At 44.3% G+C, this 18,158-nt stretch carries 21 protein-coding genes and 1 pseudogene; 1 reads left to right on the forward strand and 21 read right to left on the reverse strand.

Going from position 1 to position 18,158, the window contains the following annotated elements; translation table 11 throughout:
• Positions 1-49: 49 nt before the first annotated feature.
• From DVH26_RS19545 to DVH26_RS37330, 21 genes and pseudogenes are all read right to left on the reverse strand, one after another.
• Complete coding sequence (locus tag DVH26_RS19545; protein WP_239624342.1) at positions 50-1,555, reverse strand: response regulator transcription factor; 1,506 nt, start codon at positions 1,553-1,555, stop codon at positions 50-52.
• Positions 1,556-1,559: 4 nt separating this feature from the next.
• The gene (locus tag DVH26_RS19550) at positions 1,560-3,167 is read right to left on the reverse strand and encodes a sensor histidine kinase (protein WP_239624344.1); all 1,608 of its coding nucleotides are present in this window, start codon (positions 3,165-3,167) and stop codon (positions 1,560-1,562) included.
• A gap of 750 nt (positions 3,168-3,917) precedes the next feature.
• On the reverse strand, positions 3,918-4,559 hold the full coding sequence (locus tag DVH26_RS19555; RefSeq protein ID WP_239624346.1) for a peroxiredoxin-like family protein: 642 nt from the start codon (positions 4,557-4,559) through the stop codon (positions 3,918-3,920).
• A 65-nt stretch (positions 4,560-4,624) separates the two neighbouring features.
• The gene (locus DVH26_RS19560; protein WP_239624348.1) at positions 4,625-5,140 is read right to left on the reverse strand and encodes a hypothetical protein; all 516 of its coding nucleotides are present in this window, start codon (positions 5,138-5,140) and stop codon (positions 4,625-4,627) included.
• Positions 5,141-5,658: 518 nt separating this feature from the next.
• Positions 5,659-6,249, reverse strand: coding sequence for a TetR/AcrR family transcriptional regulator (locus DVH26_RS19565; protein WP_239624350.1), 591 nt, complete (start codon positions 6,247-6,249; stop codon positions 5,659-5,661).
• A 302-nt stretch (positions 6,250-6,551) separates the two neighbouring features.
• Positions 6,552-7,445, reverse strand: coding sequence for an IS3 family transposase (locus tag DVH26_RS19570; protein WP_345774002.1), 894 nt, complete (start codon positions 7,443-7,445; stop codon positions 6,552-6,554).
• A complete protein-coding gene (locus DVH26_RS19575; protein ID WP_239624353.1) occupies positions 7,415-7,711 on the reverse strand; it encodes a helix-turn-helix domain-containing protein in 297 nt (98 codons plus the stop codon). The genes DVH26_RS19570 and DVH26_RS19575 overlap by 31 nt, the downstream gene beginning before the upstream one ends.
• 301 nt (positions 7,712-8,012) lie before the next feature.
• Positions 8,013-8,534, reverse strand: coding sequence for a DUF3231 family protein (locus tag DVH26_RS19580; RefSeq protein WP_239624355.1), 522 nt, complete (start codon positions 8,532-8,534; stop codon positions 8,013-8,015).
• Between the two features lie 162 nt (positions 8,535-8,696).
• Complete coding sequence (locus tag DVH26_RS19585) at positions 8,697-8,936, reverse strand: WGxxGxxG family protein (RefSeq protein WP_239624357.1); 240 nt, start codon at positions 8,934-8,936, stop codon at positions 8,697-8,699.
• 463 nt (positions 8,937-9,399) lie between these two features.
• A complete protein-coding gene (locus DVH26_RS19590; protein ID WP_239624359.1) occupies positions 9,400-9,792 on the reverse strand; it encodes a DUF302 domain-containing protein in 393 nt (130 codons plus the stop codon).
• 345 nt (positions 9,793-10,137) lie between these two features.
• On the reverse strand, positions 10,138-10,524 hold the full coding sequence (locus DVH26_RS19595; RefSeq protein ID WP_239624361.1) for a rhodanese-like domain-containing protein: 387 nt from the start codon (positions 10,522-10,524) through the stop codon (positions 10,138-10,140).
• Between the two features lie 20 nt (positions 10,525-10,544).
• Positions 10,545-10,805, reverse strand: a complete 261-nt coding sequence (locus DVH26_RS19600) for a metal-sensitive transcriptional regulator (RefSeq protein WP_239624363.1) — start codon at positions 10,803-10,805, stop codon at positions 10,545-10,547.
• A 91-nt stretch (positions 10,806-10,896) separates the two neighbouring features.
• On the reverse strand, positions 10,897-11,376 hold the full coding sequence (locus DVH26_RS19605) for a DsrE/DsrF/DrsH-like family protein (RefSeq protein ID WP_239624365.1): 480 nt from the start codon (positions 11,374-11,376) through the stop codon (positions 10,897-10,899).
• Between the two features lie 78 nt (positions 11,377-11,454).
• Complete coding sequence (locus DVH26_RS19610) at positions 11,455-11,817, reverse strand: rhodanese-like domain-containing protein (protein WP_239624368.1); 363 nt, start codon at positions 11,815-11,817, stop codon at positions 11,455-11,457.
• 280 nt (positions 11,818-12,097) lie between these two features.
• Entirely contained in the window at positions 12,098-12,325 is a 228-nt protein-coding gene (locus DVH26_RS19615; protein ID WP_239624371.1) for a sulfurtransferase TusA family protein, read from the reverse strand.
• Between the two features lie 13 nt (positions 12,326-12,338).
• On the reverse strand, positions 12,339-13,484 hold the full coding sequence (locus DVH26_RS19620) for an MBL fold metallo-hydrolase (RefSeq protein ID WP_239624373.1): 1,146 nt from the start codon (positions 13,482-13,484) through the stop codon (positions 12,339-12,341).
• Between the two features lie 21 nt (positions 13,485-13,505).
• The gene (locus DVH26_RS19625) at positions 13,506-13,901 is read right to left on the reverse strand and encodes a DsrE/DsrF/DrsH-like family protein (protein ID WP_239624375.1); all 396 of its coding nucleotides are present in this window, start codon (positions 13,899-13,901) and stop codon (positions 13,506-13,508) included.
• Positions 13,902-13,935: 34 nt separating this feature from the next.
• Positions 13,936-14,508, reverse strand: coding sequence for a sulfurtransferase TusA family protein (locus DVH26_RS19630; protein WP_239624377.1), 573 nt, complete (start codon positions 14,506-14,508; stop codon positions 13,936-13,938).
• Between the two features lie 26 nt (positions 14,509-14,534).
• Complete coding sequence (locus DVH26_RS19635; RefSeq protein ID WP_239624379.1) at positions 14,535-14,840, reverse strand: rhodanese-like domain-containing protein; 306 nt, start codon at positions 14,838-14,840, stop codon at positions 14,535-14,537.
• 13 nt (positions 14,841-14,853) lie between these two features.
• On the reverse strand, positions 14,854-15,633 hold the full coding sequence (locus DVH26_RS19640; RefSeq protein WP_239624381.1) for a sulfite exporter TauE/SafE family protein: 780 nt from the start codon (positions 15,631-15,633) through the stop codon (positions 14,854-14,856).
• 99 nt (positions 15,634-15,732) lie between these two features.
• Positions 15,733-15,983, reverse strand: a pseudogene (locus DVH26_RS37330) (thioredoxin family protein).
• A gap of 1,290 nt (positions 15,984-17,273) precedes the next feature.
• Here DVH26_RS37330 and DVH26_RS19645 point away from each other — a divergent pair.
• Positions 17,274-18,110 (forward strand): MBL fold metallo-hydrolase, encoded by an 837-nt coding sequence (locus tag DVH26_RS19645; protein ID WP_239635433.1) that lies wholly within the window; start codon positions 17,274-17,276, stop codon positions 18,108-18,110.
• Positions 18,111-18,158 lie beyond the last annotated feature (48 nt).

The following is an 18,158-nucleotide window of genomic DNA, read 5'->3' on the forward strand; positions in this document are numbered from 1 at the left end:
GGTAAAAACAAATCGGCCCCTCTCCGCAAGCAGAAAGGGGCGCGAAAATCTATCCATTGGACATGTTATTCTTTCTGAACTCACTGGGGGTCTGTTCTGTCCAGCGCTTAAAAATTTTCACAAAATACGCGGCATTCGCAAATCCGACCCTTTCTGCAATTTCCCCGACGGTTAATGTAGATTGGAGCAAATAAAACCGGGCTTGATCAATCCTCACTTTATGCAAGTATTGGATTAATGTGCAGCCCATTTTTTTACTGAATAAGCCGCTTAAATAGTGCTCATCCAAGGTGACGTGCTCTGCCATCGATTTCAACGTGATTTCCTTATCGTAATGGCTTTGGATATAATCCACAATCCTGTTAATCTCGGGATGGGCCGATGGCAATGTTGTCGACTTTATCCATTTTGTTATCCAGTCATCGATTCTGTCTTCTAGCACATGACGAAGTTCTTCATGGTTTGCTGCGGACAACCAATCATCGGTTTGAGCTTTCCCATGACCCGATATAGCAGCAAACCTATCGTCCAATCGTTCCGCCGTCTCCACAACAATGGTCATGCTTACATGGTTCTTTTTCATTTCGTCGAACATGACATTCAACTGGCGGATGCAGATATTCTTATCCCTGCGCTCAAACGCATGTAATATTTCGCGTTCCATGTTCCATAGCGCTTGTGAGGATATACCTGGCTGTTGGATGATGGAATCCGTTTCTGAATAGGCTGTCACACTTTTGCTGCTTTCATACCAGGATCTCTCGATGAGCCTGATCATACCTCCCCAAGTAGTCTCCAATTCGGAAATAGGTACGGAAGAGGCCCACACGACTGAATATGCCATTGCCCCGTTCTCTGCCGGAGCACGCACAACAGGAAGCTCGGAACGTGGAACCCAGGAAAAAAACGTGGTGCAGCCATGGATTCTGAATTTGTGAATGACCGATGTTTCGATGGAATGAATCAACCCGTTACGAGTCAGATCCTCCTCACCGATCCCGCCGGTCCCATGCAATACTAAACAAAGATCTGCATGTGTAAAGCCGCTTGCGGAGATGCGCTGCAGCAAGACACTCCTTTCCGGGTCCGCTTCATCCATACCGTGGATCTGCCTCCACGTATAGCGGTACAGTAATTCGAAATCACGATACGATATTTGCCGAGCAGGTATGGCGGCTTTGCTTAATTCCCGGCTGACCTTCTCCAACATCTGGCGCATCGTATCGACATTCAGCGAGAGCTTCAAAATATAGTTAGTCGCACCATACTCAAGCGCTTGTCTGGCCAATTCGAATTCATTCACGGCGGTCAGCATGACGAATGGACCCTCAAAGCCTTGCAGACGTGCCTTCTGGAGGAGTTCGATCCCATCCATCAGCGGCATCATAATATCGCAAAGAATGAAATGAGGAGACTCTTCGCGAATCACCTCAAGCGCTTCAATCCCGTTGTTGGCCTCACCTGTAATAACGAACCCCATTTCCTCCCAATCAATAATTTCTTTAATTAATCGCCTGACACGTGTCTCATCTTCAACCAATAGCACTTTCCACATGAAATCATTCTCCCTTCCCATACGGTTCCGAAAGAAGCAGCGGGAATTTCAAACGAACTAGAGTTCCTTGGCCGCTTGAACTTGCCTCGAGCTGGCCGTCAGATTTAAAAAGCAGCTGCAACCGTTCCCGCAGATTGTTGATTCCGATCCCTTTGCTCTTACGTAACGGTTGATGATTGGCGGATGCCTTCATCCCTATCCCGTTGTCCTCCACTTCCATGATCAGCGATTGATGTTCTTTCACTACCCGGATGGTTATGGAGCCTTCTTGCTGCATCTGAGCAAAGCCGTGATAGAACGAATTCTCGACCAGTGGCTGCAAACTCAGCTTGGGAACAAGCGCGTAACGAAGCGATTCGTCATATTCGTAACGGACATTGACATAACTGTCGAATCTGAAGTTCTGAATGCGCACATACGCCTTCACTAGTGTTAATTCCTCGTCCAGATGGATCAAATCGGTTTGAACGTTTAAGCTGGATTCCAACAGTTCGCCCAGGCAAACACAAATCTCCGCAATCTCGGTATCCTTGCGTCCTAGGGCGGTCCATTTGATCGCATTCAACGTATTTAAGAGAAAATGCGGATTCATTTGAGCGAGCAGCATCTGGAACCTGGATGCTTCCTTTTCCCTTTCCTCCACTTTTAATTTTTGTATCAAGTGACGGATATCGCTACTCATTCGATTGAAGGTTGTTCCTAATTCACGTACCTCACCGGTGCCCAGCTTTTCGGGCAAAGACGACCTAAACTCATTTCTCACAATGACGGACATATGATGCTGAAGAAGCTGCAACGGACGTGTAATTCGATGGGAGATGATAAAGGTGATCACGATGAATAATAAGACAAAGGAGGCGAGAATGACGACCAACCTGTGCTTCACTTGATCGATGTCCCCGAAAAATGTATGTAGCGGAAAACTGTTAATCACATACCATTGATAGGAAGGCAAGTAGACCGCATGCATCAACTCTTGGCCATTCGTCCAAAAACCTCCCGTTGCCGCTTGCCTCCGAACAACCTCTGCAGCCGGATCGGAAATAAATGCTGCCGGACTTGTCTTGGCAACAATACCCCCCGATTGATTCATTATGAAATATTCTTGTCTGATCGTAAAAAAACGGTGCATGGCGTTCAGCCATTCCACATAATCGAAGCTGAGCAATATACGACCATCCAAGTTTCCGTCTGGGCCAACCATATCAACCGTAAATGTATACATATCCCGGAGGCTTTTTCCGATCATTTGGTTGTTCTGCTTTTCGAAGCCTTCTGAATTTTTCCACCAATCTTCACTGGCAAGATCTGTATAATTGATTTTACTTCCAAAAGTAGTAATGACCTCCTGATGGCGGTGGTCGATCAGCGAATAATATACATGGGTGGGTAGCGGAGTAAATCCGTCCTGCAACCGCTTTTCCTGCAATCGCTCCGTCACATATAACTGTCGTGTTTCAGTGTTTATTGAATCATCACGGAGTGCCGCTTGAAGTTCTTTATCATTACTTAGTACCAAAGACTCTCTAAAAAGCGCGACCCTGATATTTTCCATGCTTTCTTTCACATAGCCCAACTGCGCATAACTTTGGGAGCTTATCTTTTCTTTCAACGTGCTTTCAAGCTCCCTGAAGTAATACATGACAAAGGACGCGGCAGGCAATAAAATAAAGAATAGAAACGAAACGAAGAACCGGTATTTGATTTTCTGCGGAAACCAAAACAATAACCATCGCTTCATCGCTACGGCCCCCTCGCTCAACTCATTGATTAAATTATATAATATAGTCACATAGTAACATCAAAACATACGAATAGGTAAGGAACATTTTTCATTACAAATTCTACATATTTAACTATGTCAGTTGATTAACCAGGTACCCCAATAATAATCTCTTTCATTCCTTTTATGATTTTACTATCAAGATCTATTGCATTTTTCATTCTTCATGGATAAGATAACTCTTTTCCGATATAGGCAGTATGATGAGCTTTTTGCATTCTGAGAAAAAGATAAATTTCATTAAATCCTTCAATTGGGCATTAATCTGAATATGAAATCGAAATATATAGTTTTTTCGTAGCATCCTTGACTAAACTAACGGGAAACAATAATTGAACAACAACAGCGGCAGTCTAAGACTTTATTTATCAAGTCTTGTTCTGTCGCTGCTTATTTATTGGACCCAGTCTTTTAAAACGTTGTTAACTCAACGACTCTAATCTAAGACTTTATTTTTACAGTACAGTTATGTTCAATAGAATGTTTATGGTAAAAAGCAGGAACCTTAACGCGCTGTCTGCGATCTCAGCGGATTAACCAACTGTCTGATCGCTTGCTCGTTTTCCTTTATGTAAATAATTAAAGCTTTCTCAATTCACGCAGAATATTTTCGGGATCCAACCGCTGCATAAAGTCTGGATTCACGTAGGCGGAACGGATAATGCCGGATTCATCGATCATAAAGGTGGAAGGAATCGGCAGGATCCAGCGGTTCGTCGCGTTGTATTCCGCCAAGTCCATGCCAATTTGTTTCATAATGTCCTTAATGTAATCTGGAACGTCGTAAAGAATGTTATAGAATGCGGCCACGAGACCGTGTGTATCGCTTAGCACTTGGAAAGTCAGCTCTTCTTTCTCCTGCTGGGAAAGCGTGTTGTCCGGGCTTTGCGGGCTGACCGCGATCAGCTGGCCCCCAAGGGCTTCGATGTCAGGCAGTAGCTTCTGATAGGCCTTAAGCTGACTGTTGCAGAACGGACACCATCCGCCCCTGTAGAATGTCAGAACAACAGGTCCTTTGGACAGTTCTTCATAAAGACTAATCGTTTCTTCCAAAGCATTCTTGAGTGTAAAATCCTTCGCCTTCTGCCCCTCCTGCCGGCCGTAAGCAATACCAGATTCCTGCTGCTCTCGGATCTGACGAAACATCTCCGTTTGAATCTGCAAAGGGGTATGCGCGATAAATTCCTGTTTAGCTCCCTCTAAAGCTCGAGTTAATGACATGTTTTATAGCTCCTTATTAAAATATTACTGGTTAATCGCCAGATTATAACTTAGTTAGTGATGCTTCATTTGGCAGACATCTTGGCTGGCGAGGTGAATGCCGCGATCCTGTCTTGCCTTCGTAAATGGATGATTTGAGCTGTTAGGCCAACGACGAGAATGACGAAGAGACTGGCTTGAGCGCCGAGGAGAATTGGCGAATTCAGATCGGCGACTATGGGGTGGCCGTCTGGAACACGGGTCAGGGTTTCGGTAACGGTCGGCAGCATCAGCAGAAACGCTGTCAGGCTGAGGAAAATTGTTTCAAGGTACTTGGCCGCACGCTTAAAGCTCGAAACACGCCTGATGCCGTATCCGGCGAGCAGCAGCAGGATCGTTGCCGTGCCAATGACATAGCTGACCGACTGATGTGCGATGGGAAATACCGTGATAGCGCCAATCAGCATCGAAAAGAAGTAGATGACACCAGACCTTGACCGAGGAACAATCCGTCCATAGCGAGCAAACATATATATAGCCAGCGGAATGGCGGGCAAGCTGCTGAGCGTATGCACCCAGCCAAGTGATGAAATTCCAAACATAATTGTCTCCTTCCAGTCCTTAAGGACAAGGGTGATTTGTTCTGTCTTGTCGCGAGCCGATACTAGCGGTTGACAGCATCTCTCATATCGTGTCGGTGGGGCTTAAGATGGATCGGCCATGCAGCCTTCCGCGTAATTGGCTCAAGGTCATCCACGGGGCTGAAACAAGGAAATTGAACGCACCTAATCCGGCATATTGATCAGAGCATACCTACTAGTAGGTAGGTTAAAAAGAAATGATGTGTGCCTGAACCATCGACGGGAAGCAGTGTTCGTTTCGCAATCATCCATTGCCATGACGTTCGTTCAAGTTTCCAGAAGTTCACTATGATGCCATGCTCCGGTATCCCATTGACACGCCATGATTTTGCGACTCATGCGGCTGGCCGTCATGATCCAAATGGAACTTGGCGGATGAGATACGATTAGTTCGTAAATAGCGATCTTATCCTCAAAATGGTTATGTTCACCTCCTTTCATCTCGATCATGACTTCAACCATCGCCATCGCGGCTTTCATCACAAAGGGAAGCGCGAAGCGAGTCGTTCCAAGAGCGTGTCTGTCACGACGCCGAATATCTTCGGATCGCCATAAGCCCGCGCCGAAAGCATCGCGCCGTGAACCGCAGCCATGAACATTTCGGCCTCGTCACGAGGGGTATTCATCAGTTGAAATTGCCCGTGCAGCGCACCGCGCTCCAGCACGGATGTCAACCACGTCGACAGGTAGCAGAAATGCGCCCGGACCTCTAGCGCAACTTCCTCGGGTAGGACCGGGAGCTGGCTTGCCAACAACGCGCAGACACAAAACGGAGCGCTGGCGTCCGTGATACAGGCTTCCCAATAACCAGTGTAGTTCCGAAGCTGTTCGAGCGGATCGGATACTTGAAGTTCGAGATTCGCCATCCCTGCTTCAGCTTCTTCCCGATACCTCGCAACTAGCGTTCGGACCAGATCGACCTTGCTAGGAAAGTGGTGATGGATGCTCGCCTTTCGAATCCCAACCACATCAGCGATGTCGGCATAACTAAAACCGTTGTAGCCGCCAGTGACGATCAGAGAACGCGCACAAGCCAGAATGTTGTCAAAAGTGGTAGATAAATTGTCCATAACCACAGTCTACCTTCTAGTAGGTACTTTGTCAAATAGCATAGTCGTTACGCTAATGGATAACTTTAGCTTAATAATAACAGCGGCAGTCTAAGACTTTTGGCCGAAAATTGTAATCGGAAAGGACCAAAGCGGGGCTGCTGCAGTTGACGGTATGGTTTAATTTCTTTAACTGATCCATGTAACAGCCATTTTATGCAGCGGAGTCACCCCGAGTTCAATGATCTCTAGCGGTCGATGGAAAATAAAAACCCTCATGTCCCGATGGTCAAGACCCCAAATAGCGGACATTGAAAAAAGCCCTAGGCTGCATGCTGACGTCGGTACTCTATCGGCGTCAGCTTGTTTAGCTTTCTTTGCGCTCTTTCTTCGTTATAAAAATGAATGAATTCTTCTATTCGCCTTTGTGCTTCCTCGATGTTTCGGATATCATAAGGATAGAGGGCTTCCACTTTCAAATGTGAAAAGAAGCTCTCCATTGAGGCATTATCATAACAATTGCCTCGCCTGGACATGCTGATTTGGGCGCCAACCTTTGGCAGCATGTCGTGGTATGCATGAGACGTGTACTGGCTTCCCTGATCGCTGTGAACGATCAGTCCAGTCACGTCTTTATGCGTTTCAAATGCCTTCGTAAACGTCTCTAATACAAGAGGATTGTCATTACGGTTGCTCATATGGTAGGCTACAATTTCCCCATTCCAAAGGTCCTTGATTGCGGATAAGTAAATGCGATCATCAAATACTCGATATTGCGTCACATCCGTTACCCATTTTTGATTCGGTTCTGTCGCATTAAAATCTCTCTGCAGTAGATTCTCCGCGATCCTTCCATCAGATTTAGCTGCTTCACGCGTCGAACGATGAACATATTTGCGACGAATGATTGCCTGAATCTCTAAATCTCGCATAAGCCGTAGTACCTTCTTATGGTTCACACACAGGCTGTACTGTCGGTACAATTCGTCCTGTATCCGCCGATATCCAACCGTCTTCTTACGTTGATCATAAATAGCAAGAATCTTCTCCTTTAAATCAGCGTCAGGAGCTGCGTATTTGCGTTTCAAGTAGGCGTAGTAGCTGCTCCTAGCGACATTAAGCATGCTGCACAGCTCCACGACTGGATAATGCCCAGCGGTAGCTTCAATGATTCTATACTTTCCGTTCACACCCCCTGTTTCCAAATTTGCAAACACTTTTTTAGAACGTCATTCTCCCGTTTGAGCTTCGCTACATACCGATCTTGATCTAAGTACTCCTCACGACGTCCTCGTTGATCCAGGAGTCCAAACTCACCTAATTGCTTATACCTCCGCATCCACTTCTTGACCCGATCTTTGTCATGAATCTCTAAATGCTCCGTAATCTGCCGATACGACCACTTCTCCTCCATATGAAGGCGAATAGCTTCTTTCTTCAATTCCTCTGAATACGTTTTAAACTTCTGACCTCTTACTGCCATAAAAAATACACCCCCTAGAATTCATCGGATTAACCTAGGGGTTTTTCCAATGTCTATTCTAAGGGGTGCACTTTACGATGGACAGAGGGTTTTGTACTACAGGATATCGTTAAGGTGGAGTCGACAATAATATCCTAATCATAATATAACCTTACGTATTTAACCTGATACAGCTTATTTTTGAACAATATTGTTTCAGTCCATCCCAATGCCCCCAGATACACCCGATGCATCTTTTCGGTTGTTTGGGTTTTATACTAATGGTCAAAATCTCATCATCCCTTAATCTAGAAATCAAAAACTAGGCTTCTACTAGCTCAGGTCTCTTTAATTGAAGTGGAGGCGGTATCAACCAACCTTTTTCCTTTGTTACTCGTAAAATCCTTAAGCCGAGGGCAGCTTTAGTTGTATGATATTTAGCAAATAAGGTTCCAATATCTTCTCTTGTGGATTTACCCATAACCATACTGCAAGCAACTAGGCCCATGGAAGTATCTGCTCCAATCATAGCAGCAATTTCTTGGTCGGAAAACCGAGCACCAACAGGAATTTCTTCAAGCTTTGCTTCTGGTCTATTAGGTAAAGGAGGAGAAGAAGCAATTCCATTATGGTTAAGTATCGTGTCGCATTCGCTTACTTCTAACTCAGCTTGATCGATCAAATCACCCAATAGTTTTTTCAGGTCTTTGTCGCCTGCATGATACTGATAAGCACGATATGCAGAAATACAACCTTTTGCCTTCATTGAAAATTGCCAAAGATCATGGATTTCGCCATAGTGTAAAGGCTCATCTTTTTGGTTGATACCGCTTAAAATACCCACTGTAACAGCTCCTCTTTGTTTAATTGAATCGAAAGTTATTTTCTCTAAGGGATGCTCTTTTTATTCCTACAGAGTTTCAGTTTCCTATTCAGATAAAACAAAAAACCCCATCCGATGAGAGAGGGTCTTTGTTCCATTCATAAAGGTCAATAATACACGACCTTATTTCTCGGGATTTCTCGATCGGTTTCTTAACCCAGCCAATCCTAAAAGGCCCGCTAACCCTAGCCATCCCCAATTCCTATTATTATCGTTGTTTGTTGTTGCGTAAGCTTGCGTTGTATTGTTATTTCCGTTGCCATTGTTATAGCTATTGTTATTATTGTTTCCTTCTGCTAATACGGGGATTGACAAAAACAGACTAAACGTAAGAATCATTGTTGCAATAATCAATTTTCTCATTTTTTTGACTCCTCCTTTTTATTTGTATTTCATTAGTAAGTTTGTCACCGTGAAGTAATTTTATAAATGTATTTAATTACTATTTTATGGAATAATCTTTAACTATGCAGAAATCTGTACAGCTTTAAATATTTTTAGGGTTCATATGGATATACTTAGAGTGGATATTGGTCCCCCATTTCTAATATCTAAAAAGGCCCTCTTTTCCGAAGGAAAGAGGGTTTAACTTTTTTCGATATCTGGTGCAGAATCTGGACAATACTACTTACTAAAATAATGCGGCTTTTGCCATATTTTATATCCAAGCTGAGTTCCCCATATCCTTGTGTTTGGTTTGTGTCACAATCCAAAAGAAACTTGATATATCAAGTGTCCTCATAGTTTTTTTGTAAATGCAAATTACAAAGTGTTTTATACCCCTCCTGTCGAATGAGAAGAACAGTTTGCCGCTGTTCCGCATCAGCTATACACTATTATCGATACATGAAACCAACCGTTTTTCTACATCCGCTGCAATACTCCTCAAAGCCTCAAAGGATTCGTTTTCAACCATACCGATAAGAGATGACGGTTTAGGCATGCCGATTTTCGTTTGTCCTTCATGCTCATAAACCGCTAGTTTACATGGTAAAAAATAACCGGCCAAATGATTTTCACTCAAAACTCGTTTGGCCTCAACAGGGTTACATACCTCCAGGATCTCATATTTTTGATGAAACTCAAGCCCCTTTTCATTTAACTTATCCTGTATACTGAATCTCCACAGAACACCGAATTGCTCACTCTTTAAGTTCTCTTCTAGTGCATGGATCGCTTCTTCGACAGTTTTATTTGAAGCAACGGTATAGTGGAACATGATAGCCCTCCTAAAATTTATATTTAAAAATTAAAATTCTGTTTTAGAATCCTCAGTATACAACTCGGTATTGTGGAGGTTAGGCCCATAAACATTCTACGTCATTTATTTACGGAAAAATGTCCTACTTGCAGCGCTAAGCTAACAACCGACCAATCCAATACTCTTTTCGCTCATGCGATCAAGTCTTGCCCTTCAGGCCACTATGTGAACGAGTTTCATCCGGTATTAGAAACCTATGTTGAGTACCATCAAAAGAAATATTCCTAATTTATTATTCCAATCTTATGAAAAACTATGTTACAAAATTAGAGAACCATCAGTCTCATCAACTGATGGTTCTCATTATTTCTTTATTTTTCCCTGCCACGCCATAATCCCGCCTTGGAGTTGAGCCATCTGCGTATAGCCTTGTTTGCTCAATATACCGGCTGCTTGCTTACTCCTCATACCACTCCGACAGTACAAGTAGACGTTTTTATCCTTAGGGATTTCAAATACTTTATTTTTCAGTTGTGACATAGGAATATTAATTGCGCCAGGAATATGACCCGTATAGAACTCACCGGCCTCGCGAACATCAATGAGAATCGGATTCTTGTGACTCTGAAGCTCTTGTCCGAAGTCTTTGTAGCTTAATGTCCGCAATCCCTTTGTCGGAGCTAACCTTGAGTATAGAAACCATACTGCGACAATGATCAATGCAACATTAATAATAGCTGATGTATCCACTTGTCACTCTCCCCATGCCGTTATCTGCTTTTCACTAAGAGCTCCATGGCTTCTTTGACTACCTGTCTGGTATCTTTTCCTGCATCTTTTTGCTCCAGAATACATTGCTCCAAGTTGACAGCTACAATATACGCAATGGCTTTATCTGACGCGCTGCGAATGGCTGAAAGCTGACTTACAACATCCTTGCAGTTCTTCCCCTCTTCCATCATATTAAGAACACCCCGTACCTGGCCTTCCATCCGTTTCAATCTTCTTTTTACATCATCATCATAGATCATTTCATTCACCCTTTCCTTATACATGTATGGGTATATTATAGCCTTGATTATCGCAGCTAAAAATAAGAAAGGAGTGAATTATTGTTTGGCCTTAAATAAACAAGTTTACTTTCCCTTCAGAAGCATCTCCAAGATAAGCAGCAACGCCGGCATATTCGATTCCATCGAGCAGCTCTTCTTTTTGCAAACCCAGAAGGTCCATGGTCATAGTACAAGCCACAAGCTTAACTCCTTGCTCTTGTGCAAGCACAATCAATTGAGGCAAGCTCAGCGCGTTATGCTTCTTTATTACGTGCTTAATCATCTGTGGGCCCATTCCAGCAAAGTTCATCTTCGACAGACCAAGCTTGTTGGCACCACGCGGCATCATTTTGCCGAACATTCTTTCCAGGAAGCCCTTCTTTACAGCAACCGGTTCGTCTTTTCTAAGGGCATTCAAGCCCCAGAAGGTAAAGAAGATCGTTACCTCATGATCATAAGCAGCAGCCCCGTTCGCAATAATAAAGGCGGCGATGGCTTTATCCAATTCTCCGCTAAAAAGTACGATCGTAGATTTTTCTTTCTGTGTCATGTAACATTTCTCCATTTCATTTTCGTTCTATATACATATACTTGTATGGGTATAATTCGTTTGAAAATAAAAGGACCGTTAACGTCCTGTATTGTCAATCCATACAAAGCTAGATAAATTAGTAAAACCGGATTTTTGAAGGTTCCTTGCCGCTTTTTTTATTTTGTAATCTGACGAAGAGACGATCACAATTTCGTCTGTTTGGCTCAGCTCTTTCTTCCTTACGTGAGGCAGTCTGCCTATATAAATGTTAATGGCACCGGGGAGATGCTGCTTATAATAATCCATAGGGTGCCTAACATCCAGAACTTTGACTTTTGGGTCCTTTATTTTCTCATACAAAAGTGCTTCATCGATAGGTTTAAGGCCCTTCACAGGCATGATTCTCTTGTAAAAGAGAACCACGAGTGCTAACACGAGTGAATACACAATCCAATTCAATGAACACGCCCTCCTTCGTTCAAAGGGTATCGGATGATATAGGTAATTAATCTTGCACGCTAATAGTTGACGAGCGGCCGGAATTCATCAAGGTAGCCCACGCGCCACTATAACTGTGGCACCTGTTATCGCTGTCTCAACCGCTAAATTCAGTGGTAGATAAGCGAATCCTATAGCTTCGTTTGAGGAAAAGATGATTACTTTTGATGCAATGCAGGAGAATGAAAATATGGGAATTCCTAAAAAGGAATGACACATTGATGTCATTCCTTTTTCCTTATTAGGCCTTTTTAATCCAGAACTTAAATACACCATCTTCTTCTGTATCTTGTACTAGTTCATGTCCCGTACTTTTAGCCCACGAGGCCAAATCATTTTTTGCCCCTTTATCTGTGGCATGTACTTCCAAAACCTGCCCCGATTCCAATTCATCAATAGTCTTTTTGGTCCTTACAATAGGCATAGGACAAGCCAACCCTTTAGCATCCAATACTTTATGACTGTTCATTTCGATTTCCTCCTTATTTATCGTGAACGGCACAGCGGTTCGGGCCAATTTCCATCTCGCGCTGTTCCTCTTCGTTCGGGCTGATTTTCCCCATATTCGTTTGACGTATTTCTTGATACGCATTAGGCTGTGGAGGCAGGTTTTCCGTAACTGTCTTACGGAACTCTCCCTCATCTTGAATGTTTAAGCCTGGATTATTGCTGTAAAGTTCACTTAGACGACCGGATACAAGTCCGTTTGATCCAAGCTCTGTTACTTTACCGAAGTGAGCAGGGAGCACGACTAGATCATCAGACAGATTCTTATAACGGCTGTAGAGAGTCTCACGAAGATCACTTACCCAGTCTTCAGCAAGACCCGCCAAGTCAGGGCGTCCAATTGATTCCACAAATAAAATGTCTCCGGAAAGCAAGTACTTGTTATCCACGATGAAAGACGTAGAACCAATCGTATGACCTGGGGAATAAATAGGCTGTACTGCAATCGCTTCATTGCCTACGTAAATATTGTTTCCTTCTTCCAACGGTGTATAGCTAAACGTAACTTCAGTCGCATCCTTAGGCGGCAAATGATAGGTTGCTCCATATTTCACTGCCAAAGCATGTCCTCCGGAGATATGGTCCGCATGAAGATGCGTATCGATGGTATGAATAAGCTTTGCATTCTTTTCTTTCAAAAATCTTTCATATTGGTCTATCATCCGGTTGGTGTCGATAATCGCTGCTTCTCCGTTCGATAGTACCATATAGGACAGGCAGCCTTTGCCGATGCGAACAAATTGATAAAGCTCTCCCCCGCTCGATAGGTCGGCTACTTTCACCGGTTCAAGGTACTCGCTCCATGATTTCATGCCGCCCTCAAGATAAGAAACATTGCTTCTCCCTGCCTGCGCAATTTGCTTGGCAACAAATATGGAAGAGCCTTCTTTGGCGCATACTACCAATACTTCCTTGCCATCCGGAATTTTCTCAAGCGCCGGATCGACTCCATCGATCAGATCGAAGTAAGGTATGTTGATGATCTCGATGCTTTTTCCTTCGATCTTCCAATCCATAAAATCCGTTTCATTGCGAACATCCAGGATAAACAACTCTTCATTGTTAAGAATCTTTCTGGTCACTTCTTTGGAAGTCATTTTGCGAATCGTGCTGGTTGTCATCTTTACCCCTCCCAATCTTAATTAGAATGTAAGTGTTACTTTGGCATCTTGAGCAAAATCAAGGAAGGTAACGGCCCCGCCGACATCAATACCTTCAATAAAGTCCTCTTTCTGCAAATTCATGACATCCATGGTCATTTGGCATGCGATGATTTTCACGCCCATTTCCTGAGCCAGTTCGACCAACTGAGGAATGGAGGGAACATTAGCCCTCTTAAAGCCCTGCTCAAAATGCTCTTTGCCTGCTGGCATTGGAAGCTGCTGGTATGCTTGCTTGTGGATCAAATTCAGGCCTTCAAATGTGAAAAAGATGGCTACCTCCGTATCTGTCGCGGCTGCTGCTGTTGCGATGTTGAACACCTTGTATGCGTCAAATAATCCCCCATTGCTTGCAATGATTGCGAGTTTGTTCGCCATGTTTTTATTCCTCCGTTTTTTGAATGATCTAGAATTAATCCTTGTCTACTTCACCAGTCCACTCTGCCATCCCAGGCAGCACATTCTTGACATCCGTAAAGCCTTTTTCAGCTAAGGCTTGACAAGCCATATCACTGCGGCTACCGGTTCGGCAAACAACGTAATACTCTTCATCGGGATTCAACTCTTTCATTCTTTGCTCGAGCTCTCCTGCCGGTATGGATTTCGCCCCAGGCATGCGACCGAATGCATACTCTGCCGGCTCCCGAACGTCCAGAATGTTTATCTTCTCACCACCCGCCAATTTCGACTTGATCACATCAAGTGAAGCTGTATGGGGATACTTGGCTTCCGCCTTTACTTCAGACGGATCCCCCTTACGGATGAAGTGACGATACACTTCGCCTTCTTCCTTTAAACCAATATACTGATGTCCTGTGCGCTTGGCCCAGCTTTGAAGATCGGCAACCGAGCCTTTATCTGTTGCTCTAACCTCCAGAACCTCACCTGTTTTTAACTCTTCCATGGCTTTTTTGGTATGAACCACAGGCATGGGACATGCCAAGCCTACACATTCCAATGTTCGATCTGCTTGTAGAGTACTCATGTTTAGCCTTCCTTTCCAAGGTATAATTATTTGCCAGATTTCACTTGTCCGGGCCACATGGACATCCCCCCCGGCATATTGACCACTTTATAACCCAATGTCGAGAGAAGATCACAGGCCACCCCGCTGCGCTTCCCGCTGCGGCAAACCACAACCGTTTCTCGATCTTTGCTTAGCTCGTTGTGTCTTCCTTGCAACTCACCCAGAGGAATGTGTCTTGCTTCAGGAATATGCCCGGACTCCCATTCATCCTGCTCCCGAACATCAAGAATTTCGAACTTTTCTCCTTTTTGGATTCGTTCAGCTACTTCATGAGGCAATTGTTCACGCATGGTATCTCCTCCATTAGGTTAAAATATCAATCCATATTTTTATGACAGTAGCCACAATAAGTGCGGCCAATATCCATTGAAGAACTTTCGTATTTAACTTACTACTAATTTTCGCTCCGATCGGCGAAGCAATCGTACTGGCAATGACCATAACGATGGACGGGATCAGGAGCATATGGCCACCCATAAATTTCCCTACCGTAGAGCCGATAGAAGAAATGAAGGTAATTGCGAGTGATGAGGCAATGGCCACGCGAGTCGGTATTTTTAAAATGACTAACATGACCGGAACGGTAATGAACGCTCCTGCCGCTCCGACGATTCCAGAAAGAATCCCGATAACGGCGGCCAATATGGCAGCGAGAGGCTTATTAAACTGCAGCTTTGTATAGTCAGCATCTTCATTAGCTTTTTTGGGCAGGAACATCATGATACCTGCAACGAGCGCAAGGATAGCATAAACAAGATTGATTACATCATCCGGCAGGAATCTAGATCCGTATCCCCCAGCGAAGCTTCCAACCACAATCGCGATACCCATGGATAAAACTAAGGATTTATTGATGTAGCCCCCTTTGCGGAAAGCGAACATCCCAGCTAAGGTTGCGAAAAATACTTGAACCGCGCTGATAGCTGAGACTTCTTGAGCGGTAAAAGCTAGAAATCCTAAGGCCGGCGGGATATACAGCAGCATTGGATATTTGATTATGGACCCGCCGATACCGACCATCCCTGAAATTAAGGAACCGACAAAACCGATGACGAATAGCGTGATAATCCAACCGATATCCATGGCGACTCCTTTCTTGGGTTAATTTGTTCTTTATCGGCATTCAATATACCCCATGGGGTATAATTTTAAGTAAAAAAAATGGTTATGATACCCACCTCATTACCATGCTTTAAAAAACTTGAGAGTTGGAATATCCATAACCTGATGACTTTTGGCTGTCTTCTGATTTGAATCGACGTTTACCTTCGCTATCGTGATTTCATCGCCAAATTCGTCATCAATTTCGTTTAAAACGGAGACAGCATTCGGTAAGATCCGCACCAGTCGGCATAAAAATCAACAATTACCAGCTTGTTGGGATCCAGGACAACTTGGTTGAAGTTTTGATCACTTACATTCAAGATGGCCATATTAACAGCATTCCTTTCATTTTTTCGTTTTATACGTATACCCGTATGGGTATGTGATTACTATAACTCATTTGAGTTTTTCCGTCAACACCACTTGTATTAAGGAGGGAAATCTACTTTTTATCCATTTCACTCAAGGATTCTCCTTGAGTGTCGTTTGAAATTTACGGCATTCGTGAGGGAAGAGTTCATTCTTACATATTAGGACGCGAAGCGAAAAGGCAACGTTAGAGTTATTTGTTCGATCCGGCTTCTCACCTATCACACAGAAAAGACGGTGGGCTTATGGCCCGAAAATAGCCCTGAAAATCTTTCATCAAAGCAAAGAATCGATCGTCCTGATGACAAATATAAGGGAGAAATGGAGCGGTTCACATCCTCTTTTGCGCAGTCGTGTATAAACAACAGAACCACTATTTTAAGGAGTGGTAGCTTGGGATACGATTTCTCCAAGCCTCTTCATGGAAGAGCGGCGTTTTCCTGCATTGATTTACCAGGGACCGTAAAACCCGACCCGATGCGTGTATGATCGTAGTAGTGCATGTGGTCGCATCTATACTGGCCACACTAGTAACGGTGCCGTTGCCAAGGGCAATGCAACTCTCATTCAAGCTGGTTACAGCTTCGTTATTGTAATAGGAAATGTAGCGCTTACGTGTCGAACTGACGGTTAGCGCAGCGGTTAATGGGACATCGGACACCGATGGAGCGATATACGAATACGTATACGACGTAACCGTCGGTAAAAGGGCGTGTTGAACGGTCCCTCCTGTAAAACCAGAACGCTCAGCGTATGATCGCACCGTCATGCTCAATATTTCCTCAAACCGAATACGGCTCCTTCCGATTTCAATGCCAGTGAATGATGAGTGCCAGCCGAAATCATGACGACGCCATTCATGCCCGCTGGAACACTAGCTTGCCTACATTACTTAACCGGTGTTGACGGCAGTAAGTCGACGGTCACACTAGATGCATACGGCATTCAACAGGGAACAACCATTCCGCAGTTTACTATATCCCCTGGTTCTCACACACGCCCAAGCAGCCCTGAAAACTAGATACGAAACGATGCGTGTAATGAGCAAGTAATTCTATGACATTTAATTTCATAAAAATGAGATTGTTTTCATTCCCATGGCAATTTGAATAAGTTTCATATGGTGGATGCATCTTAATATAGGTACAAAATATGACCAAGTTTAAAAGTTGGTGGAGGCGATTACGATGGTAGTCTCCTCTTCCCCGTCGTTCAAACTGTTAGCGGGAGGTTAGCACTTGGAGCATCCAATGGAAGATACCATGGCGGATAACTACATGCCCATTACGTCCATACGAAGCGGCGTTGCAGACGAGGTCAGCTCCGATCTTTGCTGCTGCACCATTCAGATCGTCAACATCGTTTTAGCTGGTACAAGCGAAGAATGGGTATTGATCGATACCGGAATGCCGCACGCGGCCGAACGGATTGTCGATATAGCCGAACAACGATTTGGAGCTGGAGCAAGGCCCAAAGCAATCATTTTAACTCATGGTCATTTCGATCATGTCGGTAGTGTTGTTAGGCTCGTGGAAACATGGAACGTGCCCGTTTACGCACACGAACTGGAACTGCCCTATTTGACCGGCAAATCAAGTTATCCGGAGCCCGACGGCTCGGTGGAAGGCGGACTTATTGCGAAGCTGTCGCCATTATTCCCGAATGAGCCGATAAATTTATCGAGTCATGTTCATGCTTTGCCATCCGACGGGACGATTCCGGGAATGCACGGTTGGCGATGGATACATACGCCTGGTCATACTCCGGGTCATATATCCCTCTTCCGTGATTCGGACAGGTCACTTCTTGCGGGAGACTCGTTCGTTACGGTAGAGCAGGATTCGCTATACAAGGTCATGACCCAAAAGAAGCAGTTGACTGGCCCGCCCGTATATTTTACGACCGACTGGCAAGCAGCTTGGCAATCCGTCAAAAAGCTTGAACAGTTAAAGCCTGCTTTAGCGATAACCGGGCATGGCGTACCGATGCTTGGTGATGAATTGACTGAGGGGCTCACTGCTTTAGCTCACGATTTCGAGCGGATAGCAATTCCGGATTATGGACGCTATGTTCACGGTGCACATTAGTGCCACTTTGCACACATCGGTTCCAACGCCGTTGATTAAACAATGAAT

The organism is Paenibacillus sp. H1-7 (genome assembly GCF_022354825.1).
In the GTDB taxonomy this organism is placed as follows: domain Bacteria; phylum Bacillota; class Bacilli; order Paenibacillales; family NBRC-103111; genus Paenibacillus_S.

Excerpts from the sequence above, each read along its gene's own strand:
- DVH26_RS19565 (WP_239624350.1), bottom strand. The coding sequence starts at position 6,249 with ATGGACAATTTATCTACCACTTTTGACAACATTCTGGCTTGTGCGCGT.
- DVH26_RS19630 (WP_239624377.1), bottom strand. The coding sequence starts at position 14,508 with ATGAGTACTCTACAAGCAGATCGAACATTGGAATGTGTAGGCTTGGCA.
- DVH26_RS19635 (WP_239624379.1), bottom strand. The coding sequence starts at position 14,840 with ATGCGTGAACAATTGCCTCATGAAGTAGCTGAACGAATCCAAAAAGGA.
- DVH26_RS19605 (WP_239624365.1), bottom strand. The coding sequence starts at position 11,376 with ATGACACAGAAAGAAAAATCTACGATCGTACTTTTTAGCGGAGAATTG.
- DVH26_RS19620 (WP_239624373.1), bottom strand. The coding sequence starts at position 13,484 with ATGACAACCAGCACGATTCGCAAAATGACTTCCAAAGAAGTGACCAGA.
- DVH26_RS19640 (WP_239624381.1), bottom strand. The coding sequence starts at position 15,633 with ATGGATATCGGTTGGATTATCACGCTATTCGTCATCGGTTTTGTCGGT.
- DVH26_RS19545 (WP_239624342.1), bottom strand. The coding sequence starts at position 1,555 with ATGTGGAAAGTGCTATTGGTTGAAGATGAGACACGTGTCAGGCGATTA.
- DVH26_RS19585 (WP_239624357.1), bottom strand. The coding sequence starts at position 8,936 with ATGAGAAAATTGATTATTGCAACAATGATTCTTACGTTTAGTCTGTTT.
- DVH26_RS19645 (WP_239635433.1), top strand. The coding sequence starts at position 17,274 with ATGGAAGATACCATGGCGGATAACTACATGCCCATTACGTCCATACGA.
- DVH26_RS19560 (WP_239624348.1), bottom strand. The coding sequence starts at position 5,140 with ATGTTTGGAATTTCATCACTTGGCTGGGTGCATACGCTCAGCAGCTTG.
- DVH26_RS19590 (WP_239624359.1), bottom strand. The coding sequence starts at position 9,792 with ATGTTCCACTATACCGTTGCTTCAAATAAAACTGTCGAAGAAGCGATC.
- DVH26_RS19625 (WP_239624375.1), bottom strand. The coding sequence starts at position 13,901 with ATGGCGAACAAACTCGCAATCATTGCAAGCAATGGGGGATTATTTGAC.
- DVH26_RS19615 (WP_239624371.1), bottom strand. The coding sequence starts at position 12,325 with ATGAACAGTCATAAAGTATTGGATGCTAAAGGGTTGGCTTGTCCTATG.
- DVH26_RS19555 (WP_239624346.1), bottom strand. The coding sequence starts at position 4,559 with ATGTCATTAACTCGAGCTTTAGAGGGAGCTAAACAGGAATTTATCGCG.
- DVH26_RS19600 (WP_239624363.1), bottom strand. The coding sequence starts at position 10,805 with ATGATCTATGATGATGATGTAAAAAGAAGATTGAAACGGATGGAAGGC.
- DVH26_RS19575 (WP_239624353.1), bottom strand. The coding sequence starts at position 7,711 with ATGGCAGTAAGAGGTCAGAAGTTTAAAACGTATTCAGAGGAATTGAAG.